The 22,871-nt window shown below is 70.9% G+C and carries 21 protein-coding genes and 1 pseudogene; 10 read left to right on the forward strand and 12 right to left on the reverse strand.

What is annotated here, in order from left to right; all coding sequences use genetic code 11:
- Positions 1 to 333: 333 nt before the first annotated feature.
- On the forward strand, positions 334 to 1,572 hold the full coding sequence (thrS, locus tag ACFYX0_RS36195) for a threonine--tRNA ligase (protein WP_388977061.1): 1,239 nt from the start codon (positions 334 to 336) through the stop codon (positions 1,570 to 1,572).
- 15 nt (positions 1,573 to 1,587) lie between these two features.
- Here the strand turns inward: thrS and ACFYX0_RS36200 are convergent, their stop codons facing one another.
- From ACFYX0_RS36200 to ACFYX0_RS36210, 3 genes are read right to left on the reverse strand one after another with little or no spacing between them, the layout of a single operon-like run.
- Positions 1,588 to 2,436 carry a DUF4253 domain-containing protein gene (locus ACFYX0_RS36200; RefSeq protein WP_388977064.1) on the reverse strand — a complete coding sequence of 283 codons (849 nt, stop codon included), beginning with the start codon at positions 2,434 to 2,436 and terminating at the stop codon, positions 1,588 to 1,590.
- A gap of 35 nt (positions 2,437 to 2,471) precedes the next feature.
- Complete coding sequence (locus tag ACFYX0_RS36205; protein ID WP_388977066.1) at positions 2,472 to 2,711, reverse strand: DUF397 domain-containing protein; 240 nt, start codon at positions 2,709 to 2,711, stop codon at positions 2,472 to 2,474.
- Positions 2,708 to 3,535 (reverse strand): Scr1 family TA system antitoxin-like transcriptional regulator, encoded by an 828-nt coding sequence (locus tag ACFYX0_RS36210; protein ID WP_388977069.1) that lies wholly within the window; start codon positions 3,533 to 3,535, stop codon positions 2,708 to 2,710. The genes ACFYX0_RS36205 and ACFYX0_RS36210 overlap by 4 nt, the downstream gene beginning before the upstream one ends.
- Before the next feature lie 113 nt (positions 3,536 to 3,648).
- Here ACFYX0_RS36210 and ACFYX0_RS36215 point away from each other — a divergent pair, with 113 nt between their 5' ends.
- Positions 3,649 to 4,071 (forward strand): ATP-binding protein, encoded by a 423-nt coding sequence (locus tag ACFYX0_RS36215; RefSeq protein ID WP_388977072.1) that lies wholly within the window; start codon positions 3,649 to 3,651, stop codon positions 4,069 to 4,071.
- Here ACFYX0_RS36215 and ACFYX0_RS36220 read toward each other — a convergent pair.
- Positions 4,061 to 4,798 carry a DUF4232 domain-containing protein gene (locus ACFYX0_RS36220; RefSeq protein WP_388977074.1) on the reverse strand — a complete coding sequence of 246 codons (738 nt, stop codon included), beginning with the start codon at positions 4,796 to 4,798 and terminating at the stop codon, positions 4,061 to 4,063. The genes ACFYX0_RS36215 and ACFYX0_RS36220 overlap by 11 nt on opposite strands.
- Before the next feature lie 210 nt (positions 4,799 to 5,008).
- Here ACFYX0_RS36220 and ACFYX0_RS36225 point away from each other — a divergent pair, with 210 nt between their 5' ends.
- Positions 5,009 to 6,319 carry a helix-turn-helix domain-containing protein gene (locus ACFYX0_RS36225; RefSeq protein ID WP_388977077.1) on the forward strand — a complete coding sequence of 437 codons (1,311 nt, stop codon included), beginning with the start codon at positions 5,009 to 5,011 and terminating at the stop codon, positions 6,317 to 6,319.
- A 79-nt stretch (positions 6,320 to 6,398) separates the two neighbouring features.
- Here the strand turns inward: ACFYX0_RS36225 and argS are convergent, their stop codons facing one another.
- Positions 6,399 to 8,165 (reverse strand): arginine--tRNA ligase, encoded by a 1,767-nt coding sequence (argS, locus tag ACFYX0_RS36230; protein ID WP_388977079.1) that lies wholly within the window; start codon positions 8,163 to 8,165, stop codon positions 6,399 to 6,401.
- A 229-nt stretch (positions 8,166 to 8,394) separates the two neighbouring features.
- Between argS and lysS the strand changes: the two genes are divergently transcribed.
- Complete coding sequence (lysS, locus tag ACFYX0_RS36235) at positions 8,395 to 10,140, forward strand: lysine--tRNA ligase (RefSeq protein WP_388977082.1); 1,746 nt, start codon at positions 8,395 to 8,397, stop codon at positions 10,138 to 10,140.
- An 83-nt stretch (positions 10,141 to 10,223) separates the two neighbouring features.
- Here the strand turns inward: lysS and ACFYX0_RS36240 are convergent, their stop codons facing one another.
- The 3 genes from ACFYX0_RS36240 to ACFYX0_RS36250 form a co-directional block, all read right to left on the reverse strand.
- A complete protein-coding gene (locus ACFYX0_RS36240) occupies positions 10,224 to 11,534 on the reverse strand; it encodes a DUF2637 domain-containing protein (protein WP_388977097.1) in 1,311 nt (436 codons plus the stop codon).
- Positions 11,535 to 11,710: 176 nt separating this feature from the next.
- On the reverse strand, positions 11,711 to 12,631 hold the full coding sequence (locus ACFYX0_RS36245; RefSeq protein ID WP_388977085.1) for a DUF3558 domain-containing protein: 921 nt from the start codon (positions 12,629 to 12,631) through the stop codon (positions 11,711 to 11,713).
- Positions 12,632 to 12,757: 126 nt separating this feature from the next.
- Positions 12,758 to 13,612, reverse strand: a complete 855-nt coding sequence (locus ACFYX0_RS36250) for a DUF3558 domain-containing protein (RefSeq protein WP_388977087.1) — start codon at positions 13,610 to 13,612, stop codon at positions 12,758 to 12,760.
- A 192-nt stretch (positions 13,613 to 13,804) separates the two neighbouring features.
- Here ACFYX0_RS36250 and ACFYX0_RS36255 point away from each other — a divergent pair, with 192 nt between their 5' ends.
- Positions 13,805 to 14,998 (forward strand): RtcB family protein, encoded by a 1,194-nt coding sequence (locus tag ACFYX0_RS36255; protein ID WP_355918875.1) that lies wholly within the window; start codon positions 13,805 to 13,807, stop codon positions 14,996 to 14,998.
- Positions 14,999 to 15,206: 208 nt separating this feature from the next.
- Here ACFYX0_RS36255 and ACFYX0_RS36260 read toward each other — a convergent pair whose 3' ends face one another.
- The 3 genes from ACFYX0_RS36260 to ACFYX0_RS36270 form a co-directional block, all read right to left on the reverse strand.
- Positions 15,207 to 15,374 (reverse strand): hypothetical protein, encoded by a 168-nt coding sequence (locus ACFYX0_RS36260; RefSeq protein ID WP_355918872.1) that lies wholly within the window; start codon positions 15,372 to 15,374, stop codon positions 15,207 to 15,209.
- A complete protein-coding gene (locus ACFYX0_RS36265; protein ID WP_311697484.1) occupies positions 15,374 to 16,150 on the reverse strand; it encodes an SDR family NAD(P)-dependent oxidoreductase in 777 nt (258 codons plus the stop codon). The genes ACFYX0_RS36260 and ACFYX0_RS36265 overlap by 1 nt, the downstream gene beginning before the upstream one ends.
- Positions 16,151 to 16,290: 140 nt before the next feature.
- Positions 16,291 to 16,626, reverse strand: coding sequence for a YnfA family protein (locus tag ACFYX0_RS36270; protein WP_388977090.1), 336 nt, complete (start codon positions 16,624 to 16,626; stop codon positions 16,291 to 16,293).
- Between the two features lie 132 nt (positions 16,627 to 16,758).
- On the opposite strand from ACFYX0_RS36270, the gene ACFYX0_RS36275 reads away from it, so the two are divergent.
- The 5 genes from ACFYX0_RS36275 to ACFYX0_RS36295 all read left to right on the forward strand — a co-directional run bounded on the left by ACFYX0_RS36275 (position 16,759) and on the right by ACFYX0_RS36295 (position 22,100).
- Positions 16,759 to 17,214 carry a hypothetical protein gene (locus tag ACFYX0_RS36275; protein ID WP_388977092.1) on the forward strand — a complete coding sequence of 152 codons (456 nt, stop codon included), beginning with the start codon at positions 16,759 to 16,761 and terminating at the stop codon, positions 17,212 to 17,214.
- Positions 17,215 to 17,508: 294 nt separating this feature from the next.
- Positions 17,509 to 18,624: an LLM class flavin-dependent oxidoreductase gene (locus ACFYX0_RS36280; RefSeq protein ID WP_311697487.1), complete on the forward strand. Its 1,116-nt coding sequence runs from the start codon at positions 17,509 to 17,511 to the stop codon at positions 18,622 to 18,624.
- Positions 18,621 to 19,376, forward strand: a complete 756-nt coding sequence (locus tag ACFYX0_RS36285) for an FMN reductase (RefSeq protein ID WP_355918863.1) — start codon at positions 18,621 to 18,623, stop codon at positions 19,374 to 19,376. Before ACFYX0_RS36280 ends, ACFYX0_RS36285 begins: the two co-directional genes overlap by 4 nt.
- Positions 19,377 to 19,824: 448 nt before the next feature.
- Positions 19,825 to 20,535, forward strand: a complete 711-nt coding sequence (locus tag ACFYX0_RS36290) for a response regulator transcription factor (RefSeq protein ID WP_355918860.1) — start codon at positions 19,825 to 19,827, stop codon at positions 20,533 to 20,535.
- Positions 20,536 to 20,651: 116 nt separating this feature from the next.
- Complete coding sequence (locus tag ACFYX0_RS36295) at positions 20,652 to 22,100, forward strand: ATP-binding protein (protein WP_388977100.1); 1,449 nt, start codon at positions 20,652 to 20,654, stop codon at positions 22,098 to 22,100.
- 21 nt (positions 22,101 to 22,121) lie between these two features.
- Here ACFYX0_RS36295 and ACFYX0_RS36300 read toward each other — a convergent pair.
- Positions 22,122 to 22,871: pseudogene (locus ACFYX0_RS36300) on the reverse strand (amino acid transporter); the annotation flags it as partial.

A 22,871-nucleotide genomic window follows, 5' to 3' on the forward strand; every position in this document is an offset into this window, starting at 1 on the left:
GCAGTGATGTCCCTAAGATGCGCGAATGAGCTGTTTTCGAGTGGCGGGTTTGCGCCGTTCGTACACCTGACGCCTGGCCGCCGACGCTACGGGTCCCCGGACGACCCGGTGACCCGGGTGGCCCGGGCGGTCCGCCGAGCCCGCTCCCGCCGAAAAATGACCGGGTGGACACCGCCACCGCCTGCTAGCGTCTTCGGCATGAAGCGCGCTGCCATGACGACGACGCCGGAGAGTGTCCCGGCGCGCTGACCGATGTCTTGGTTCGAAGCCCCGGGGCGAGCGCCCCGGGGCTTCGCCGTGCGGTCGCTCGCCCGATGTCCGCGAGGAGACGCCATGCACGACCAACACAACGACCACCGCAGGCTCGGCCGTGAGCTGGGCCTGTTCGACACCGATCCGCTGATCGGCGCGGGCCTGCCGTACTGGCTGCCCGACGGCGCGACCGTGCGGCACGCCCTGGAGGAGTACGTCCGTGCCGCCGAGCGGCGCGCCGGGTACCGGCATGTGTACTCGCCGGTGCTCGGCAAGCGGGAGCTGTACGAGATCTCCGGGCACTGGGCGCACTACAGCGACGACATGTTCCCTCCGATGGACCTCGGCGGTGAGCAGGTCGTCCTACGGCCGAGCCTGTGCCCGCACCACGCGCTGATCTACCGCTCCCGCTCGCACAGCTACCGCGAACTGCCGCTGCGCATGGCGGAACTCGGGGGCATGTACCGCTCGGAGCTCTCGGGCGTGCTCGGCGGGCTGACCAGGGTGCGCGCCATCCAGCTCAACGACGCGCACATCTTCTGCACCCTGGACCAGGTGGCCGAGGAGGCACGGGGCGCGCTGGACATGATCCGCCGGGCGTACCAAGCGCTCGGCATCACCCCGGCCCGCCTCCGCCTCTCCCTCCCCGGCCCCGGCGGCAAGTACGTCGCCGCCCCCGAGAAGTGGCAGCGGTCCACCGCTCTGCTGACCGAGGTCCTCGATCGCTCCGGACTTCCCTACGAGGCGGCCGAGGGAGAGGCCGCGTTCTACGGCCCCAAGATCGACATCCAGGTCACCGACGCCGCCGGCCGGGAGTCCACCCTGTCCACCGTCCAGGTCGACTTCCACCAGCCCGAGCAGTTCGACCTGCACTACATCGGCCCGGACGGCCGCAGACACCGCCCGGTCATGGTCCACCGCAGCATCATCGGCAGCGTGGAGCGAGCCGTCGCCCACCTCGTCGAACAGCACGGCGGCGCCTTCCCCGCCTGGCTCGCCCCCACCCAGGTGGCGATCCTGCCGATCTCCGACGCCGAGCTGCCGAACGCCGCGGCGCTCGCCGGGCGATGCGCCGAACAGGGACTGCGGGCCGAGATCGCCGGTCCGGAACACGGCAGTCTCGGCGCCCGCGTCCGGGACGCCCGTCTGGTCCCCTACCAGGCCGTCATCGGCGCCAGGGAGGCCGCCGACGACCGCGTGGCACTGCGGCTACGGGACGGACGGCGGCTCGATCCGCTGCCGGCCGGGGACGTGCTCACCCGCATCGGCGCCCTCGTCTCGGCCCACAGCACCGAGCTGTGGGCCGACTCCGCCGCATAGCGGAGAGACGTCAGGTCAGTCCCACCAGAAGGACCACACCCGCTGTCCCAGAACCTCGTGCTCGGCGTACTCCCGCAGGGTCTCGCGGTACCCCTGCGTGATGTTGTCCGGGCAGAACGCGAAGTGCTCGGCGGCGACCGCCTCCGCCTCGGCCTGGGTGGTGGGCGGCGCCGCGACCGACAGGACCAGCCGGTCGTAGGTGAGCGCGACGACCCGTATGCCGAAGCGGTCCTCCCAGGAGCGGAGCACGGAGCACAGGACGGCCGTGTCGTTCTCGTAGTTGACCGGGCCGGTCCAGCCTATGGCGGCGGGGAGGTCGGCGGAACGGCGGGCCGGGACGAGGGCGAGGCGCGGCTCCTTGAACCAGGAGCCGTCGTCCAGCAGACGGTCGGCGACCTCGGCGGCACGGCTGTCGGGGTCGGCCTCCAGCCGGGGCCCCTCGGCGAGACCGGGCCAGTCGGAGCCGTGGGGCGCGAGCATCTCGTCCAGGTCGTCGAGGGCGTCGTCCTCGTCGTCCTCGGACGCGTCGGCGACGTACTCGTCCCACAGCTCGGCCAGCACCTCTTCGGCGTCGTGATCGCCGGGGTACGACATGCCGCCGGGCGTCAGAAGCCACTCCTGCGGCCCGCCCGCCTCCCCGCCGACGTCGACGAGCACCGGAAGGAGCCCGACCCGCGCACCGGGCATGCCCAGCCGCATCCAGTTGCCGGAGGACGCCGTGCGCCCGGCATGCCACAGCAGCGGCTCGTGCCACGGACCCTCGTCCGTCGCGTCGATCAGGCTCCCCGGAGGAAGCTCAAGCCCGAGCGCGCGCCCGCTCGGATCTGCCGCCAGCTTGGGCAGCGGATTGGGAAGTGTCGCCATGCCAGTGACTGTAGGGCCAGCCACTGACAACCCCCTTAGCGGGCCGCGTAGTCGGTGAACGCGACCCAGGCCTCCGGCGAGACGGTGAAGGTGGGGCCGGCGGGGTTCTTGGAGTCGCGGACGTGGATGGTGTGGGGGCAGGCGGCAACTTCGATGCACTGGCCGCCTTCGTCACCGCTGTAGGACGACTTGTGCCAGGTATAGGCGACTTCGAGGCATTCGCCGCCTTCACTGCCGCTATAGGACGACTTGAACCACTGAAGTGCGGTGCTCATTGCTCTCCTAGCAGTCGGTCCAGCAGGCACTGCGACTCCCGGGGCGTAAGGGCCTGGGCTCGCAGCATCGCATACTTGCGCGCCAGGATGGACACCTCGCCCGAGTCGGAGACCCACTGGCTGCCGCGTTGCCCCTCGATGTAGGCCAGGTGCTGATGGTCGGGGGTTTCCAGGAGAACGAAGGGGCCGTCGAGTCCCGCATGGGACGGACTGGCCAGTGGCAGGAACTGCACTGACAGGCCGGGGAGTTCGGCGTACTCACGCAGGTGGCTCAGCTGCTCGCGGTGCACTTCCGGGCCGCCGATCTCCAGGTGCAGCACCGGTTCCCAGACGACGAAGCTCACCGTCGGCGGATTCTTACGGTGCAGTACGTCCCGACGACCCACGCGGGCCGCGGTCCTGGTCACCATCTCGTCCTCGTCATACGCAGGCACCCGTTCACGCAGGACAGCGCGTGCGTACGCCTCGGTCTGCAGAAGTCCAGGCAGGGCCTGGTTGGCGTACAAGGAGAGAGTGATGGCCTCACTCTCGTGTTCCACGTACAGCTCCGCCCACATCGGGAACTGGTCGATCTCCGGCAGGTTCTCCACCCCGGCCGATAACAACCCCTTCGTCCCCAGGAGTTCGTCCAGCAGCGCGGTCAGGTCCGGCTTCAGCGGACGTCGCCCCTGCTCGATCGACGCGATGGTCTCCTCGTCGAGCATCAGGCGTTCGGCGAGGGCCCGTTGGGTCAGGGCCGCCGCCCGGCGTGCGGTGGCCAGCTGGACCCCCAGCATCTTCATGGCCGAGAGGTTCTTCTTCCGTGGAGGCTTCCTGGAGTTCATGCTGGACCAACTCCCCACGCCTGCCCGTACGCGACCCCGAACGAACCCGTACAAAAAATCTGTACGGGCTCACCCGGTGATCCACACCAGTCACTCTCCGCAACGCTCGTCTCGTGAACGAAACGATTCAACTCCCGCCGTTGCGCGAGAGGTTCTTCCGGCGCGAACGCCGAGCCGTCCCCGCCGCCCGACGGTTCACCCAGGAGACGCTGGCCGGATGGGGCCTGGCGGCGGCCGGCCGCAGCGACGACGTGCTGCTGTGCGTGAGCGAGCTGGCGACCAACGCGCTGGTGCACGGAGTGCCGCCCGGCCGCCGGTTCCGGGTTTTCCTGCGGTACGGCGGTGCCGTACTGCGCATGGAGGTGCACGACAGCGGCGGGGGCGAGCCGCACATCCCCGAGCAGGCGGACGAGGGCGGGCGCGGCCTGCTGCTGATCGCCGCGCTCGCCGACAAGTGGGGTGTCGACGAGCGGGACCCCGGCAAGGTGGTGTGGTGCGAGTTCGCCACCGCACCACCCGGAGGCGTCACCAGTTGAGGGCGTCGGTCGCGTCGGACTGCCAGTACGTCGAGGTCAGCTTGCTGTCGTAGTACACGCCCTTGGCGGGCAGCGTCACGTTGGCCGTGGGGCCCCCGTCGCTGCGCGGGGTGCGTCCCTGGAAGATGATGCTCAGCTTGTGCCCCGTGGTCCCGTTCTCTCCGCTGCCGTCGGCGGCGGAGAGGCGGACACCCGCGTAGCCGGACTGGCCGGGGGCCAGCGTGACCACGGCCTGCGGCCGGCTCTCCTCGAACGCGCCCGGCGCCCACTGCATCTCGTCGAACCGCAGATAGGGGAAGTACGTCAGGTCGCACGGCCGGGAGCCGATGTTCTTGACGGTGAGCAGCATGTGGTTGAGGGGGCGGGACACCAGCTGGGCGGTGACCCGGGTGTTGGCGCCGTTGCACAGGACGGAAGTGGTCGACGTCGTCCCACGGCTCGAACCGGAACCGGAGGCGCGGCCCGTGGAGCCCTGGCCGGCCGTCGTGCCGGTGTGGGACGCCGTGTTCGTGCCCTGCGCGGCCGACGAGCCGGTGTCGGAACCGGAGTTGGAGCCGGAGCCGGAGGTGGTGTGCGAGGCCTGGGTGGTCTGTGTGGCGGGCGTCGACGCCTTGCCCTCGTCCTGCGTGCCGGTGCCGCTCTGGCACGCCGTCAGGGCCAGGGCCGCGAGGGCGACGGTGGTGGTGAGCAGCCCGGTGCGGGAGCGGGCGGTGCGGAAGGTGCGCATGAAGGGAAACCTCTTCGCGGATCCGGTCGGTGCGTGCCGCCGGGCCGGTCGGCGGGGCGGCGTGTTTGGATGGCAGGAGCCTGCGGGGTGATCCGTCCCAGCCGCCACGACCGGCGCACCTTCAGGGACGCTGGGACGCCCGCACTGCTCTGAGCTGGGGAAACGTGCTGTTCCTGGGACGCGCGCAGGGACACGGGGAGTGGAGGAACGGTGTCGGGGGCGGATGCGGCAGACGCGTTCGGGCAGCTGCTGAGGGAACTGAAGGAGCGGTCCGGGCTGAGCTACGGGACGCTGGCCAAGCGGCTCCACTTGAGTACGTCGACGCTGCACCGGTACTGCACCGGGGACGTCGTACCGACGGACTACGCGCCCGTGGAGCGGCTGGCCCGGCTCGGCAAGGCGTCGCCCGAGGAACTGGTCGAGCTGCACCGGCGATGGGTGCTGGCCGACGCGGTGCGGGAGAGGAAGGGCAAGACGGCCGCCGTGCGGCCCGGTGACAAGGCAGGACCGGAGCCCGGCGGCGAGACGGAACCGGAATCCGGCGGCACCGGGGAGCCGGAGCCCGGTCCGGAGGCCGTCCTTGTGGGGCCGAGTGCCCCGGCAACTCCCGGCAGCCGTCGGCGTATCCGCACCAGGGTGCTCGTCCCGGCCGGCGCACTGGCGCTGCTGGGCGCCGCCGTATTCGCGTGGAGCCCCTCCTTCGGCCTCGGCGGGGACCACGCCGAGAACCCGGCGGGGGCATCGCCCGCCGTACGGCGAACCATGGACGGGGGCGGCACGGCAGCCTCGACGAGTCCCTCGCCGTCGCGGTCCGGCCGGGACGCGGACCAGAAGGCCGACGGGAGGGGGAGTCCGGAACCGAGCGCCGGGACCGGGGCCCCGAGCACCGGTGCGGCCGGCATCCCCACCGCCCCCGTCCCCGCCGTACCGCTGACGGTCAACACCCGTCCGTACGCCTTCGAGGACCCGTGCAGCCAGCACTATCTGATCGACCGGGCGCCGCAGCAGGTACCGCCGCCGCCCGTCGAACAGGACGCGCCGGGCTGGGTGTCGGCGCTCGGCGCGGTGTCCTCCGGTGGGCAGTACGTCGTGCTCACGGTGCAGGGCACCAGCGCGTCGACCGTGGTCCTGGAGGACCTGAGGGTCCGGGTCGTCTCGTTGGACGCACCCCTGGCCTGGAGCGACTACTCCATGGGCGTGGGCTGCGGCGGAGGTGTGGAGACCAACGGGTTCGACGTCGACCTGGACGCGGGCCGCCCGGCGGCGGCGCCCGCCCAGGGACAGCGCGACTTCCCGTTCAAGGTGAGCGAGTCCGACCCGGAGGTCTTCCAGGTCCGGGCCCGCACCGCCGCGCACGATGTGCACTGGTACCTGGAACTGGAGTGGTCAAGCGGCGCCAGGCACGGCACCGTCCGGATCGACGACCACGGCAAGCCGTTCCGGACGAGCGGCAACACGGGACGGCCGGGCTACGACTTCCCGAACGGCGGCGCACAGTGGATCGTCCGCGAGGGCGGCTGACCGGACGCCGCCACGGGCGGCCGGAGACGAACGCGGCCCCGCCGGAAGCAATCCGGCGGGGCCGCGTCACGCGGGAAGGTCAGAGACGCTCAGGCGTCCTGATGCCCAGCAGGGCCATGCCCTCGTGGAGGGTGCGGGCCGTGACCTCGGACAGGAACAGACGGTTCTCCGCGACGTCCTTCGGCGGCGCCGGCTTGATCACCGGGCACTTGTCGTAGAACGACGTGAAGAGCGACGCCAGCTGGTAGAGGTACGCGGCCAGCTTGTGCGGGGCGTACTCCGCCGCCGCCTCCGCGACCGTCTCCGCGAACTGGTCCACGTGCAGACCGAGCGCCCGCTCCGCGTCCGCCAGTTCCAGCTCCGGGTGCGCGACCGGGCGTACGTCGCCGGCCTTGCGCTGGATCGACTTGCTACGGGCGTACGCGTACTGGAGGTACACGGACGTGTCGCCGTTCAGCGACACCATCTGGTCCAGGTCGAACTTGTAGTCGCGGTTCGCCGACGTCGACAGGTCCGCGTACTTCACCGCGCCGATGCCCACCTGGGCACCGCGCTCGGTGATCTCCTCCTCGGACAGGTCCTGCGCCTTCTCCCGTACGACGGCGGAGGCGCGGTCGATCGCCTCGTCGAGGAGGTCGACCAGCCGGACCGTCTCGCCCTCACGGGTCTTGAACGGCTTGCCGTCCTTGCCGAGGACCGTGCCGAAGGCGAGCTGGTACGCCTTCACGTCGCCGTTCAGCCAGCCGGCCCGCCGCGCGGTCTCGAAGACCATCTTGAAGTGCAGCGACTGGCGGGCGTCCACGACGTAGATGATCGAGTTCGCCTTGAGGTTGAAGACTCGGTCGCGGATCGCGGAGAGGTCCGTGGCCGCGTAGCCGAAGCCGCCGTCCGACTTCTGCACGATCAGCGGGACCGGATTGCCGTCCGGGCCCTTGATGTCGTCGAAGAAGACGCACAGGGCGCCCTCGGAGCGCACCGCGACGCCGGACTCCTCCAGCAGCCGGCAGGTCTCCTGGAGCATGTCGTTGTAACCCGACTCGCCCACGATGTCGGCGTCCCGGATCTCCATGTCCAGCTTCTCGAAGACGGAGAAGAAGTAGATCTTCGACTCGTCCACGAACTTCTGCCACATGGCGAGGGTGTGCGGGTCGCCGGCCTGGAGGTCGACTACCCGGCGCCGGGCACGTGTCTTGAACTCCTCGTCGGAGTCGAAGAGCTTGCGCGCGGCCTTGTAGAGGCGGTCGAGGTTCGACATCGCCTCCTCGCCCGAGACCTGGGCGGCCTTGTGGTCCAGCTCGTGCGGGTGCTCGTCCAGGTACTGGATGAGCATGCCGAACTGGGTGCCCCAGTCGCCGATGTGGTGGCGGCGGACCACCGTCTCGCCGGTGAACTCCAGCAGCTTGGCCACCGAGTCGCCGATCACCGCGGAGCGCAGATGGCCGACGTGCATCTCCTTCGCCACGTTCGGCTGGGCGTAGTCGATGACCGTGGTGCCCGGCCTCTCCGCGTACGGCGCGCCGAGGCGGCCCTCGGGGTCGGCGGCGCGGGCGGCGAGGTTCTCGGTGATCGCCTTGTCGGTGACCGTGATGTTGAGGAAGCCGGGGCCGGAGACCTCGACGTCCTTGATCACGTCACCGGTGACGACGTGGGAGACGACCTGGGCCGCCAGCTCCCGCGGGTTCGCCTTCGCCTTCTTCGCGAGCGCCAGGATCCCGTTGGCCTGGTAGTCCGCCCGGTCGCTTCGTCGCAGCAGCGGGTCCGCGGCGGCGGCCTCCGGCAGGGTGGCCGAGAGGGCGTTCGCGAGGTGCTGGTGGACGGAGGCGGTGAGGGACGTGACCGAGGCCATGAGGTGGGTGCCGTTCTCCTCGTGCGGGCGGATGGCTGTGGCCAGTATCCCATGGGGGTAAAGCGGTTTTTCCGGGTCCGGCCGCGCGTGGTCGGACCCGCGCGTGTGGTGACGCGCGGGTAAGAGCTTGAAAAGCGGTTTTCGTGGATGCGGTTTCGGCAGGGACAATGGATCGGAACAGCCGTGTGACCGTACGGCTGGTCCTGAGGAACCCCCAGAAAAAGAGGACGTGCCGATCGTGGCTCAGAGCACCGAGACCACCGACTGGGTCTCCCGTTTCGCGGATGAGGTCATCGAGGAGTCGGAGCGCCGGGCCCCGGGCAAACCGGTCGTCGTCGCGTCCGGACTCTCCCCCTCCGGCCCCATTCACCTGGGCAATCTGCGCGAGGTCATGACGCCCCACCTCGTCGCCGACGAGATCCGGCGGCGCGGGTACACGGTGCGCCACGTGCTGTCCTGGGACGACTACGACCGGTACCGCAAGGTCCCCTTCGGTGTGCCGGGCGTCGACGAGTCCTGGGCCGAGCACATCGGCAAGCCGCTGACCTCCGTGCCCGCCCCGAAGGGCTCCGCGTACCCGAGCTGGGCGGAGCACTTCAAGGCCGCGATGATCGAGTCGCTGGCGGAGCTGGGCGTCGAGTACGACGGCATCAGCCAGACGGAGCAGTACACCTCCGGCGTCTACCGCGAGCAGGTCCTGTTCGCGATGAAGCACCGCGGGGACATCGACGCGATCCTCGCCCAGTACCGGACCAAGCCGAAGGCCGCCGGGAAGAAGCAGCAGCAGAAGGCCGTCGACGAGGCCGAGCTGGAGGCCGAGGAGGGCTCGGGCGCCGCCGCCGAGGACGACGGCAGCTCCGGCTCTGCGGGGTACTACCCGTACAAGCCCTACTGCGGTCAGTGCGGCAAGGACTTCACCACCGTCACCGCGTACGACGACGACACCACCGAGCTGACGTACTCGTGCACGGCCTGCGGGTTCTCCGAGACGGTGCGGCTGAACGAGTTCAACCGCGGCAAGCTGGTCTGGAAGGTCGACTGGCCGATGCGCTGGGCCTACGAGGGCGTGGTCTTCGAGCCCTCCGGCGTCGACCACTCCTCCCCGGGCTCCAGCTTCCAGGTCGGCGGGCAGATCGTCGGGATCTTCGGCGGCAAGCAGCCCATCGGCCCGATGTACGCCTTCGTGGGCATCAGCGGCATGGCCAAGATGTCCAGCAGCAAGGGCGGGGTCCCGACCCCGGCCGACGCGCTCCAGATCATGGAGCCGCAGCTGCTGCGCTGGCTCTACGCCCGCCGCCGGCCCAACCAGTCCTTCAAGATCGCCTTCGACCAGGAGATCCAGCGGCTCTACGACGAGTGGGACAAGCTGGCGGGCAAGGTCACCGACGGCTCCGCGCTGCCGGGCGACGTGGCCGCGTACACCCGGGCCGTCGGCACCGCCGCCACCGAGCTGCCGCGCACCGCGCGTCCGCTGCCCTACCGCACCCTCGCGTCCGTCGCCGACATCACCGCCGGCCACCAGGACCAGGCGGTGCGGATCCTGTCCGACCTCGACCCGGCCGACCCGATCGCCTCGCTCGACGAGGTCCGCCCGCGCTACGACCGGGCCGAGGCCTGGATCAACACCCAGGTCCCGGCGGACCAGCGCACCATCGTTCGCGACGAGCCGGACGCCGAGCTGCTGAAGTCCCTCGACGAGCAGGCGCAGCAGTCGCTGCGGCTGCTGCTCGACGGCCTGGAGGAGCACTGGTCGCTGGACGGGCTCACCCACCTGGTCTACGGCGTGCCCAAGGTCCAGGCCGGGTTCTCCGCGGACGCGACCCCCAAGGAGCTGCCCGCGGAGATCAAGACCGCCCAGCGGTCGTTCTTCGCGCTCCTGTACCACCTGCTCGTCGGCCGTGACACCGGCCCGCGTCTGCCCACCCTGCTCCTCGCGGTGGGGCAGGACCGGGTGCGGAGGCTGCTCGGCGAGTAGCGCCGGCGGACGGTCCAGCGCATACGGAAAGGGGGGCGCCCGGTGATCACCGGGCGCCCCCCTTCCGTATGCGGCCGGGCCGCCTACGCGATGTGGTCCTCCTCCAACTGCGCCGTGTGGCGGTTGGTGAAGCGGTTGACCATGCGCTTCGCCTCCTCTGCGGGGAGGGTGATGCGGAACTCGGCCTCCACGTTGTCGATGAACTCACGCGGGGTCGGGTAGCTGCCGTTGATCGACTGCTTGAAGACCTGGTAGTACGCCTCCTCGTCCGGCTCCGGGCTGCCGCCGCCCTCGCCCAGCTCGCGGGTGCGGCCCGCGGTCACGGGGATGGGGAAGCTGCCGGTGTCCTCGGGCGAGGGGTACTGCTGCGCCTGTTCCGGGACCTGCGCCTGGTACTGCTGCGGCTGGTCCGGGTTCGGGTTCTGGTACTGCTGCGGCTGCTGCTCCTCGTACCACTGCCAGTGCTCTTCCCCCGGCTCGTAGGAAGGCTCCGGCTCGAACGAGGGGTCGTAGTCGCCGTGGTACTCCCCCTGCGCCGGGCTGGTGAACCAGGGGCTCTGGTCGTCCGGCTGCCCGGGGTCCAACTGGGGGCGCTGCCCGCCCGCGGGCGCCTGCCCCGGTGCCTGGGTGGCGGGCTGGGCGACACCGGGGCCGCCCATCTGGGCCGCACGCGCTCCCGGGGCCGCGCCGGCCGTCACCTCGAGCTGCGGCGCCGGGGGTATCAGCGCCGGTTCTATACCGGCCGCCGCGAGGCCCGCCCCGGCCGTCTCGGCCAGCGGTACGCCGTAGCGGGCCAGCCGCAGCGGCATCAGCGACTCCACGGGGGCCTTGCGGCGCCAGGCGCGGCCGAAGCGGGAGCGCAGGCGGGCCTGGTAGACGAGACGTTCCTGCTCCAGCTTGATGACTTGGTCGTAGGAGCGCAGCTCCCACAGCTTCATCCGGCGCCACAGCAGAAACGTGGGCACGGGGGAGAGCAGCCAGCGGGTCAGCCGGACGCCCTCCATGTGCTTGTCCGCCGTGATGTCCGCGATCCGGCCGATCGCGTGGCGCGCCGCCTCGACGGCGACCACGAACAGGATCGGGATCACCGCGTGCATGCCCACGCCCAGCGGGTCCGGCCAGGCCGCCGCGCCGTTGAACGCGATCGTCGCCGCCGTCAGCAGCCACGCCGTCTGGCGCAGCAGCGGGAAGGGGATGCGGATCCAGGTCAGCAGCAGGTCCAGGGCCAGCAGGACACAGATACCCGCGTCGATGCCGATCGGGAAGACATAACTGAAGTCCCCGAAGCCCTTCTTGAGGGCCAGTGCACGGACGGCCGCGTACGAGCCCGCGAAGCCGATTCCGGCGATGATGACGGCACCGGTGACGACCACGCCGATCAGAATCCGGTGCATCCGTGTCAGCTGCAGTGGCCCGGCCACCGTTTTCCCCTCCCGTTGCATGTTGTTGCGCGAACAGGGTGGCACACCCGTACGGCGTACGGGTGGCCGGTATGCCAGGAGCCCGGTCCGCACGGGACCGGGCTCCGGCAATATCCCTGATGGCGCGGGCAGTTGCGGCGCCCGCCGGGTCAGCTCTTCTTCGAGGCCGAAGCGGACGGGGACGCGCTTTTCGACGGGCTCGCGGACGCGCCCTTCGAGGGCGAGGCGCTCTTCGAGCCACCCTTCGTGCCGTCGTGGTTCGCCGTCGACACCGAGGACACGACCTCCTTGACGGCCTTCTCCGCCGCCTTCGCCAGGTCGTCGGCGTCCGGCGCCTTGTCACCGGCGAGTCCGGCGCCGTTGTAGTCGAGGGTGACGACGACGTTCTCCACCCGCGCCACGATCGTCTCCTGCTTGAAGGCGCCTTCCTTCTTCTTCAGGTCGTAGCGCACCGCCGTCGCCTGGTCGCCCGCCCCCGCGACCGGCGCCGACTTGACGTTCTTCGCGCCGTCCACGGACTGCGCGTCCTGTATCTGGCGGCCGTAGTAGTCCTCGGCGAGCTTGTTGCCCGAGCCGCGTGCGGCGTCCGACGCGAAGCGCAGCAGGGAGACGTTCAGCCAGCGGAACTGGGAGCCCTTGACGCCGTTGTTCTCCAGGCTGCTCCACGAGCAGCTCGAACGCGTCCCCGCGTCGTCCGACGTGCCCTGCTTGCCGGACTTGTCCTTGGGTACGAGGTCGCCCAGGGTCTTGTCGGACAGAACGGAGCACGGCTTCGGCAGGCTGGCGTACGCGGCCGGCTGCACCGTGTTCGTGGACGCGCTCTGCGAGGGCTGCGCGTCCGTGGTGTGCTGCTTCTGAGCCTGCGGCTTGGTGTCGCTGCCCGAGCCGGAACCGGAGTCCGAGGAGCAGCCGGCCGCGACGAGCACCGCCGGAACGGCCGCCGCGCAGACGAGGAGGCGGCGCAGGCGTGCGCCCTGGCGGCTCGTCCCCAGGCCGCCCTGAACCTCCTGAACGCGCTGAACGCCCTCATCGTGCTGATCTCGATGGTCTCGCTGTGCAGGTCGGTGCATGGTTCCTTCACTCAATGACGCTCGTGGATCGTGCGGTCGGATCGGGTCCGAGGGGCCACGGTACGCGGTGGGGACGCATGCGGTACGAGAATCCGTTCCTCTGCCCGGGCGGGCGACGGGGGTGCCTCAGCCGAGGGAACCGGCCAGCTGCCGGGCCAGTTTCCTGGCCTTGTCCTGCATGTCCTCGCTGCTCGGGGCACTTCCGGCGGCGGCCGGCTGCTCGTCGTACTGGATGGTCACGATCACGTTGGACGTGCGGAACACCACAGTCACCGTGCGCTGCTGGGAGGTGCTCAGCTGGTCGTCGAGGAACGCCTCGTCGCCCAGATCGTCGAGCGTGCGGGGCTGGAGGTCGGGCTCCGCGTCGTCGGCGGACGGGCTCCCGGACGAGGACGGGGAACCGGAGGCGGACGCGGAGGGGGGACCGCCGGGGTGCGGGCTGCTGCCGCCGCTCGGCGAGGGGGAACCAGAACCGGAGGGGGAGCCGGAAGCGGAGCCCGAGGGCGAACCGGAAGCGGAAGCGGAGCCCGTCTCGGGGAGGCCCGCGGCCTGCTGCTTGGAGTCGTAGACCTCATGGGCGCGGTCGTCGTCGCTGACCGCGTTGTCGTACGACACCACCCGCTCGAAGTCGACGAACAGATGGTCCGTGGCGTCCGTCGACTCCGCCTTCCAGCGGCAGCCGGAGCGGCGGTCGTTGTTGTACGTCAGCGCGGCCTCGCCCTGGTAGGCGTTGTCGCGCTGCTCCTCGTCCGTCATCTGCCGGATGCCCGGCAGCAGCGAGTCCAGCGTGCTGTGGTTCACCGCGCCGCAGGCGTCCGAGAGGGAGCGGTACTTGCCGGGCTGGGCGGCGGTGGCGCTCGCCCTGGAGTTGCCCGCCTTGGAGTCCTCCGCCGCGCCACCGCTCCCCGAGCCCGAGGTGCAGGCGGTCAGCAGGGCCGCGAGAAGCACGGCGGCGCCCGGTACGTACGCCTTCCGCTGCACGGTGAGGGTCCTCTCGACGTTCCGTGGGCGTGCGGGGCCCCTGGTTAATCGGTTGCCGCCGGTGGCGGCCCCCTGGAGACAATGTCTATCGCACGCACTGCCGTGGACGCCGGTCCGTTGTCCTATACGTCGACCTTGGCACCGGTTTTGCGATCAGAGACTTATGTTCTTATTCGGGGTAAAGAGGCTGGTATGTCGTATGTAGAAGTGCCGGGCGCCAAGGTCCCGATCCGTATGTGGACGGATCCGGCGACGGTCGAGGACGTCGCGATGCGGCAGCTGCAGAACGTGGCGACGCTGCCGTGGATCGAGGGCCTCGCGGTGATGCCGGACGTCCACTTCGGCAAGGGCGCCACGGTCGGCTCGGTGATCGCGATGCGGGACGCGGTCTGCCCGGCGGCGGTGGGCGTGGACATCGGCTGCGGTATGTCGGCGGTGAAGACGTCCCTGACGGCGAACGACCTCCCCGGGGACCTCTCCCGGCTGCGCTCGAAGATCGAGCAGGCGATCCCGGTGGGCCGCGGAATGCACGACGACCCCGTCGACCCGGGCCAGTTCCACGGCCTGGCCACCGCGGGGTGGGGCGACTTCTGGGGGCGGTTCGACGGGGTGGCTGAGGCGGTCAGGTTCCGCGAGGAGCGTGCCACCAAGCAGATGGGAACCCTGGGCAGCGGGAACCACATGATCGAACTGTGCCTCGACGAGACGGGGTCGGTCTGGCTGATGCTGCACTCCGGTTCCCGGAACATCGGCAAGGAGCTGGCCGAACACCACATCGGCGTGGCCCAGAAGCTCCCGCACAACCAGGGGCTGGTCGACCGCGATCTCGCCGTCTTCGTGGCGGACACTCCGCAGATGGAGGCCTACCGCAACGATCTGTACTGGGCTCAGGAGTACGCCCGGTACAACCGCATGATCATGATGGCGCTCCTGAAGGACGTGATCCGCAAGGAGTTCAGGAAGGCGAAGCCGACCTTCGAGCCGGAGATCTCCTGCCACCACAACTACGTGGCCGAGGAGCAGTACGAGGGCATGGATCTGCTGGTGACCCGCAAGGGCGCGATTCGTGCGGCGGCCGGCGACCTCGGGATCATCCCCGGTTCCATGGGGACCAGCTCGTACATCGTGAAGGGCCTCGGCAACGAGAAGGCGTTCAACTCGGCGTCGCACGGCGCGGGCCGGCGCATGAGCCGCAACGCGGCGAAGCGCCACTTCACGGTGCAGGATCTGGAGCGGCAGACGCGGGGTGTGGAGTGCCGCAAGGACACCGGTGTGCTGGACGAGATCCCGGGTGCCTACAAGGACATCGACCAGGTGATGCGGCAGCAGAGCGACCTCGTCGAGGTCGTGGCGAAGCTGAAGCAGTTCGTGTGTGTGAAGGGCTGACGGGCGAGGTCCCGGTCGGGAGCCGGGACCTCTGTCTGAGCGAAGTTCGTGGACCGGGGAGCTCACTTCTTCCGTGTCGGCCGGCCCCAGGCGGAAGGCCGGGGCCGTTGACGTGAGGGAGCGTAGGGCGGCCGTTCGGGAGGCGTGCGGGTGATCGACGTGATGCACCACTGTGAGTGACCGGCCGCCCGGCCGGTCACTCATGAGCTCACTTCGCGTGGCGTACCGCGTAGATCATGACGAATGCCACCAGGTGGATGCCGAAGAGGAAGTAGCCCAGGTAGTACCAGACGTAGCGTTGGCGCTTCTTCTCCAGGGCGAGGCGTTCGCGTTCCGCGGTGCGGTCCTCGTCGGGGGCCGGGTCCGGGGTGGTCATCACAGTTCCCGGTGGACCTTGGTGTTGGAGGCCTGGGCCCGGGGGCGGACCACCAGGAGGTCGATGTTGACGTGGCTGGGGCGGGTGACCGCCCAGGTGATCGTGTCCGCCACGTCGTCGGCCGTCAGCGGCTCCGCGACGCCCGCGTAGACCTTCTCCGCCTTCGCCGTGTCACCGCCGAAGCGGGTCAGCGCGAACTCGTCCGTCTTCACCATGCCGGGGGCGACCTCGATCACCCGCACCGGCGTGCCGACGATCTCCAGCCGGAGGGTCTCGGCGAGGACGTGCTCGGCGTGCTTGGCGGCGACATAGCCCGCGCCGCCCTCGTAGGTGCCATGGCCGGCGGTGGAGGAGAGGACCACCACGGTGCCGTCGCCGCTCGCGGTCAGCGCGGGGAGCAGGGCCTGGGTGATGTTGAGGGTGCCCAGCACGTTCGTCTCGTACATCCGGCGCCAGTCCTCGGGGTCCCCGGTGGCGACCGGGTCGGCGCCGAGCGCGCCGCCCGCGTTGTTCACCAGGACGCCGATCGTCCGGAAGGCCGTCGCGAACTCGTCCACCGCCGCCCGGTCCGTGACGTCCAGCGGGTAGGCCGTCGCCGAGTGGCCCGCCGCGGTCAGTTCCTCCGCGAGCGCCTCGATCCGGTCCTTGCGGCGGGCGGTGAGGACGACGCGGTAGCCGGCGGCCGCGAGTTGCCGGGCCGTCGCGGCGCCGATGCCGCTGCTCGCGCCTGTGACGACGGCGATGCGGGAGGCGGCGGAGGGTGCTGCGGCGGTCATGGCGAGGCTCCTCGGACGGCGGGCTCGGACGTGTGCGGCGCCGCGCACGGTGGTGCGGACGGCGTGCGCCCAGGATAGGTCGGGGCGCGGATGACCTGCCGGAGTGTCCGGCGGACGGCCGGTGCCCGGGGTGCCCGCGGTCAGTGTCCTCGGGGCGCCCACATGATGACCGCCATCCCGGCGAGGCAGATCAGCGCGCCGGTGACGTCCCAGCGGTCTGGGCGGTAGCCGTCCGCGACCATGCCCCAGGCGAGGGAACCGCCCACGAAGACGCCGCCGTACGCGGCGAGGATGCGGCCGAAGTGGGTGTCCGGCTGGAAGGTCGCGACGAAGCCGTAGACCCCGAGCGCCATCACGCCCGCCCCGACCCACAGCCAGCCGCGGTGTTCGCGCACGCCCTGCCACACGAGCCAGGCCCCGCCGATCTCGAAGAGGGCCGCGACGAGGAAGAGGGCGGCGGAGCGAAGGATCAGCATGCGGTCACTCTCGCACGGGTCTTCGGCACGCCGGACGGCCCCCGAGCAGGTCACCTGCCCGGCGGTGCCTGTCGCGTCGGGCACGTGGGATACATGCGGTGATGTCAGGCCTGATATTGGAGGAAAGTGACAATGAGGAAGTGGATTGTCGGCGCGCTGGGCGCGGCCGTCGCGGTGGGCGCGGCCCTGCCCGCCGCGGCGCTGAACGCCGAGACCGGTCTCGCCTATCACGGGTACGTGACCATGGGGCGCGGTGAGGTCAACGTACGGCTCACGCCGTGGAACAAGGGGATGTCCCGCGTGGAGGACGCCACGGTGCGGCTGCGCTGGTCCAAGGCGCTCGCGGACGAGCAGATGCTGCCGGGAGGCTGTGCGCGGTACGACGCGAGCACGGTGCTGTGCCGTACGGGGGCGGTCCTGCCGATGGGTGAGGGCAGGGAGATCCATCTGCGGGTACATCTCGCCGACACGTCGACGGACGAGGTGCGCATGGAGATCGACTCCCTGTGGGGCGGCGGTGCGGCGGACCGCAACCCGGGCAGTCAGCAGGTGCTGGCCCTGGGTACCGGGGACCGCTACACCTTCTGAGACGCGGCCGGTCCGGGGGTGGCGGGCCGGCGCTGTCCGGGGGCGTCACGTGGGGCGGGCAGGCGCACGCGGCGGCGCTGAACCCGGGGGATGCGAGGTGCGCGCCGGTGTGTCCGGCGGCGCGCTCCGGCTCGGCGCGCGTGAAGGGGGGGCGGGGTGGACGGGAGCAGGGGGCGTACGCGGGGGCATTCGCCGGGCGCGACCGGATCCGATTCCGAGGCGGAATACCGAACCAGGTGCTGCGGTTCAAGGGGTATAGTTGAACCGTAAACCATTTGGAGGGTGTGAGCGATCATGCAGTTCGGGATCTTCAGCGTCGGCGATGTCACTCCGGACCCGACCACGGGCCGTACCCCGACCGAGCGCGAGCGGATCAAGGCCATGGTCGCCATCGCGCTGAAGGCCGAGGAGGTCGGCCTGGACGTCTTCGCGATGGGCGAGCACCACAACCCGCCGTTCGTGCCGTCCTCGCCGACCACGATGCTCGGCTATGTGGCGGCCAGGACGGAGAAGCTGCTCCTCTCCACCTCCACCACTCTGATCACCACCAACGACCCGGTGAAGATCGCCGAGGACTACGCGATGCTCCAGCACCTGGCCGACGGCCGGGTGGACCTGATGATGGGGCGCGGCAACACCGGCCCGGTCTACCCCTGGTTCGGGCAGGACATCCGCCAGGGCATCAACCTCGCCGTCGAGAACTACGCGCTGCTGCACCGGCTGTGGCGCGAGGACGTGGTGAACTGGGAGGGCAAGTTCCGTACCCCGCTCCAGGGCTTCACCTCCACCCCGCGTCCGATGGACGGGGTCCCGCCGTTCGTCTGGCACGGCTCGATCCGGTCGCCCGAGATCGCCGAGCAGGCCGCGTACTACGGCGACGGCTTCTTCCACAACAACATCTTCTGGCCGTCCGACCACACCAAGCGGATGGTCGAGTTCTACCGGACCCGCTTCGCCCACTACGGGCACGGCACCCCGGAGCAGGCGATCGTCGGCCTGGGCGGTCAGGTGTTCATGAGGAAGAACTCCCAGGACGCGGTCCGCGAGTTCCGGCCGTACTTCGACAACGCGCCGGTCTACGGGCACGGGCCGTCCCTGGAGGAGTTCACCGACCAGACCCCGCTGACGGTCGGCTCGCCGCAGCAGGTGATCGAGAAGACGCTGAGCTTCCGCGAGTACGCGGGTGACTACCAGCGCCAGCTGTTCCTGATGGACCACGCCGGTCTGCCGCTGAAGACCGTCCTGGAGCAGATAGACATGCTCGGCGAGGAGGTCGTGCCGGTGCTGCGCGAGGAGTTCGCGAAGGGCCGTCCGGCCGATGTGCCGGAGGCGCCGACCCACCAGTCGCTGCTGGCCGCCGCGCAGGAGCCGAAGGCCGCGGAGGACGCGGAAGGAGTGAGTGCCGCATGAAGCTCGTCGTCGTCTCGGCGGGGCTGAGCGTCCCGTCCTCCACGCGGCTGCTGGCCGAGCGGCTGGCCGCCGCCGTGGAACGGCAGGCTCCGGTCGAGGTGCGGATGATCGAGCTGCGCGACCTCGCCGTGGAGATCGCGCACAACTTCACCAACGGCTTCCCGGGGCGTGCGCTCGCCGCCGCCCTGGAGGCGGTGACCGAGGCCGACGGGCTGATCGTGGTGACGCCGGTGTTCTCGGCGTCGTACAGCGGACTGTTCAAGTCGTTCTTCGACGTGCTCGACAAGGACGCCCTGGTGGGCAAGCCGGTCCTGATCGCGGCGACCGGCGGCACCGCCCGGCACTCGCTGGTCCTCGATCACGCGCTGCGTCCGCTGTTCTCCTACCTGCGGGCCATGGTCGCCCCGACCGGCGTCTACGCGGCCTCGGAGGACTGGGGCGCGGAGGGTCTGCCCGAGCGGATCGAACGGGCCGCGGGCGAGCTGGCCCTGCTGATGACCGCGGGGGCCCTGCGGGAGCGGGGCGGCCCGGTGGCGGAGTCCGCCGGTTCCGGGACGGACCTCGCCGGGGCCGTGCCCGAGCCCGCTCGGCCGGCGGCCGTCGCGGTCCGGCCGGTTCGGGAGGCGGGCGGTTCCGTACCGCGGGCCGCCGGGCCGGGGCGCGCAGGCGGGGTGGAGGCTCCTCCCGCAGCCGACGCGGCCGGGTTCCGGGTGATCCCCTTCGAGGAGCAGCTGGCCGCGCTGCGGAGCTAGTGCGAGTGAGGGGTGGGCCGCCGCCGTCGTGCGAACCGGCCCACCCCTCCCGTGCCGGCGGACCCTTGCGGGACCGGCCGGCGTCACCCGGGCCGCGCCCTGGCCCGGCGCACCCGAGTGGGCCTGGCGGAGTACGTCACCCGGTGAGGACGCGGCGGGACCGGGGGTGCGGTCGGTGCGCCCGGCGACGGGCCCCAGCCCGTCCGGCCCGGTGTCCGCGACCGCGGCCGCGACCGATCCCGCCTCCATGTCTTTCACGGCTTTCACGGCATTCATGACTTCCGTGCCCTGTCCCGTCCCCGAACGGGACAAGGCGACGTGATATAGCCGACACAGTGGCTCTACCAGGTAAACCGCCACGCCAGCAGCGGTGAGAGGCGGGTAAGAAGCCCGCCTGTGGCTCGGTCCATCCGCTGGTGCACCGCGCTGGCCTTGGCAGACTGGTGGGGTGACCCAGACAGTGCTGCTCGCTGAGGACGACCGCGCCATCCGCCATGCCCTGGAGCGCGCACTGACGCTGGAGGGGTACGCGGTGACCGCCGTGGCCGACGGGGTGGAAGCCCTCGCCCAGGCCCACCGCACCCAGCCCGACGTGCTCGTCCTCGATGTGATGATGCCCGGCATCGACGGCCTCCAGGTGTGCCGGGTGCTGCGTGCCGAGGGCGACCGCACCCCGATCCTGATGCTCACCGCCCTGGTGGAGACCGCAGACCGGATCGCGGGACTGGACGCGGGCGCCGACGACTACGTCGTCAAACCTTTTGACGTCGAGGAGGTCTTCGCCCGGCTGCGCGCCCTGCTGCGCCGCACCAACGGCACCTCCTTCGAGGCACCGAAGGAAGAGGAGAGGGTCCCCACCGGCCAGGTCTCCGTCGCCGGACTGCGCATGGATGTGCAGGCGCGGCGCGCCTGGCGCGGCGAGCGGGAGCTGGAACTCACGCGGACCGAGTTCGACCTGCTGGAACTGCTCGCGCGCAACGCCGGCATCGTCCTCGACCACGCCACCATCTACGACCGCATCTGGGGCTACGACTTCGGCCCCGGTTCCAAGAACCTCGCCGTCTACGTGGGCTATCTACGGCGCAAGCTCGACGAGCCGGGGGCCCCGGCCCTCATCCACACGGTGCGCGGCGTGGGGTACGTCCTGAGGGAGGACTAGTGCCTCCACCACCGCAACCCGGCGCCGAGGAGGACGCCGGACTCGGACTGCGCCTGTGGCGGCGGCTGCCGATCGGACTGCGCCGGCGGCTGCGGCTGCGCTCCCGGCTGCGCCAGATGTCGTCGCTGCGGACCACCTTCACCCTGTCCTTCGCCGCCGTGGCCGCAGGGGTCACGGTCCTGGTCGGCTTCCTCAGCTACGACGCAGCCGCCCGGCTGGTGCGCGTGGACCAGCAGACCGTGTTCGCACAGGTCGTGGCGGATCTACGGGACCAGGTCAGCCAGAGGCAGCTGATGCCGGACGACTTCGCGATCTCCGACAAGGACCACGACACCCCCCGCGACGACATCATCCGGCCCAGCCGCACGGTGGTGCAGGTGCTCGGGCCGGGCGGCAAGGTCGTCGACCACTCCAATCCGGCGCTGCCCGTCGACGACACCGACCGGCGGATCGCCGAGACCGTCAAGGCGGGCAAGCTCGTCGAGCACACGAACGTCACCGTCGACGGCGATGTCTACCGCGTCGCGACCGTGGCGCTGGGCCGCCGCCAGGGCGCGGTGCAGGTCGCCCAGGAGCTGAGCAGCACCGAGGACCTGCTGCGCAGCCTTCAGCAGCGCACCGCCCTGCTGATGGGCGGGGTCGTGATAGCGGCCGGCCTGTTCGGCTGGTGGCTGGCGCGGCGGATCACCGGGCGGCTGGTGCGGCTCGCCAGTGCCGCCGAGGGCGTGGCGCGCACCCGGCGGCTGGGCATCCAGGTCCCGGTCACCGGGAACGACGAGGTGGCCCGGCTCGGCCGTTCCTTCGACCGTATGCTCGGGCGGCTCGCCCAGTCGGAGGAGGACCAGCGGCGGCTGGTGCAGGACGCCGGCCATGAGCTGCGGACGCCGCTGACGTCGCTGCGGACCAACATCTCTCTGCTGCGCCGTATCGACGAGCTGCCGCCCGCCGCCCGGGAGGAACTGGTCGCCGACCTCGCCGAGGAGTCCCGGGAGCTGACCGACCTGGTCAACGAGCTGGTGGACCTGGCGGCCGGCGACTCGGACACGGAACCGGTGCAGCGGCTGAGCCTCGCCGGCATCGCCGAGGACACCGCGACGATCGTCCGGCGCCGCACGGGCCGGGAGATCGTGGTGCGGGTCACGGGTGACACCACGGTCGACGGGCGGGCGACGGCGCTGCAGCGGGCGGTGTCCAACCTGGTGGAGAACGCGGCCAAGTTCGACCGGGACGGCAAGGCGCCGATCGAGGTCGTCGTCACGGGCCCGGTGCACCCGCTCCAGCTGGAGGACTCCGACGCCCCGGACACCGGGCCGCCGCTGGGCAGCGTGCGCGTCGAGGTGCTCGACCGCGGGCCCGGCATCCAGGAGGGCGACCTCGTGCGCGTCTTCGACCGCTTCTACCGGGCCGCGGACGCCAGGAGCCTGCCCGGCTCGGGTCTCGGCCTGTCGATCGTGCGGGACGTGGCGACGTCGCACGGCGGAGCGCCGTTCGCCGCCCGGCGCGAGGGCGGGGGATCGGTGATCGGGTTCACGGTCGGCGGGGGAGCCGCGCCCAGGGGCGAGTGAGGCCGTACGGGCCGTGGCCGGTCAGCCGACGTGGACGCGCGGCCGGCGTTTGCGGTCGGGTTCCGCCTCGCGCAGCACCTCCCGGGTGACGGGGGCGACCTCGCCCTGGCCGAAGAGGAAGAAGCGCAGGAAGTTGGCGAACGGATTGCCCTCGGTCCACTCGAAGTAGATGTGCGGGGTGCAGCCGGTCCGGTCGCGGACGTGCAGGACCAGGGCGGCGAGGGCGTTGGGGATGGAGGTCGACTCCAGGGTGAGCACGCGGTAGCGGCCGTGCAGGACCTCGCCGCGTACGGTCAGGCACCCCTCGAACTCCGAGGGGTCGGTGACGGTCACCTCCACGAAGACGAAGTCCTCCTGCGGGGGCAGCTCGTTGTCGGCGCGGATCTGCTCGATCTTCTGGCGGTACTCCGCGGCATCCCGCTCGCCGGGCTCGTTGGCGATGAAGCGGATGCGGCGGCTGGCGATGTCCCGGACGAACCGTTCCGCCATGTCGTCCAGGGTCACGCTGGTCACCCGGAGCTCGAAGGACCGGGCGAGGCGGGACAGCAGCGAGACGAGGATGATCCCGGTGATGAAGCAGGCACCGATCTTCACACCGTCCGGCCGCTCGATGACGTTGACGACGGTGGTGTAGAGGAAGACGGTGGCGATGACGGCGAAGGCCAGCGTCCAGCGCCGCTGGCGGGCCTTGCGGGAGGCGATGGTCACCGCGATCGCCGCGGAGCTGATCAGCACCAGCACACCGGTGGCGTAGGCGCCGCCCTGGGCGTC

This window comes from Streptomyces sp. NPDC002573 (genome assembly GCF_042889625.1).
Taxonomy (GTDB): Bacteria; Actinomycetota; Actinomycetes; order Streptomycetales; family Streptomycetaceae; genus Streptomyces; species Streptomyces gibsoniae.

Bases quoted from the DNA above. Each gene is read 5' to 3' on its own strand.
- ACFYX0_RS36285 (WP_355918863.1), top strand. From the start codon at position 18,621: ATGAAGCTCGTCGTCGTCTCGGCGGGGCTGAGCGTCCCGTCCTCCACG.
- thrS (WP_388977061.1), top strand. From the start codon at position 334: ATGCACGACCAACACAACGACCACCGCAGGCTCGGCCGTGAGCTGGGC.
- ACFYX0_RS36280 (WP_311697487.1), top strand. From the start codon at position 17,509: ATGCAGTTCGGGATCTTCAGCGTCGGCGATGTCACTCCGGACCCGACC.
- ACFYX0_RS36260 (WP_355918872.1), bottom strand. From the start codon at position 15,374: ATGACCACCCCGGACCCGGCCCCCGACGAGGACCGCACCGCGGAACGC.
- ACFYX0_RS36270 (WP_388977090.1), bottom strand. From the start codon at position 16,626: ATGCTGATCCTTCGCTCCGCCGCCCTCTTCCTCGTCGCGGCCCTCTTC.
- ACFYX0_RS36295 (WP_388977100.1), top strand. From the start codon at position 20,652: ATGTCGTCGCTGCGGACCACCTTCACCCTGTCCTTCGCCGCCGTGGCC.
- ACFYX0_RS36245 (WP_388977085.1), bottom strand. From the start codon at position 12,631: ATGCACCGACCTGCACAGCGAGACCATCGAGATCAGCACGATGAGGGC.
- ACFYX0_RS36200 (WP_388977064.1), bottom strand. From the start codon at position 2,436: ATGGCGACACTTCCCAATCCGCTGCCCAAGCTGGCGGCAGATCCGAGC.
- ACFYX0_RS36210 (WP_388977069.1), bottom strand. From the start codon at position 3,535: ATGAACTCCAGGAAGCCTCCACGGAAGAAGAACCTCTCGGCCATGAAG.
- ACFYX0_RS36205 (WP_388977066.1), bottom strand. From the start codon at position 2,711: ATGAGCACCGCACTTCAGTGGTTCAAGTCGTCCTATAGCGGCAGTGAA.
- ACFYX0_RS36220 (WP_388977074.1), bottom strand. From the start codon at position 4,798: ATGCGCACCTTCCGCACCGCCCGCTCCCGCACCGGGCTGCTCACCACC.
- ACFYX0_RS36275 (WP_388977092.1), top strand. From the start codon at position 16,759: ATGAGGAAGTGGATTGTCGGCGCGCTGGGCGCGGCCGTCGCGGTGGGC.
- ACFYX0_RS36265 (WP_311697484.1), bottom strand. From the start codon at position 16,150: ATGACCGCCGCAGCACCCTCCGCCGCCTCCCGCATCGCCGTCGTCACA.
- ACFYX0_RS36255 (WP_355918875.1), top strand. From the start codon at position 13,805: ATGTCGTATGTAGAAGTGCCGGGCGCCAAGGTCCCGATCCGTATGTGG.
- argS (WP_388977079.1), bottom strand. From the start codon at position 8,165: ATGGCCTCGGTCACGTCCCTCACCGCCTCCGTCCACCAGCACCTCGCG.
- ACFYX0_RS36240 (WP_388977097.1), bottom strand. From the start codon at position 11,534: ATGCACCGGATTCTGATCGGCGTGGTCGTCACCGGTGCCGTCATCATC.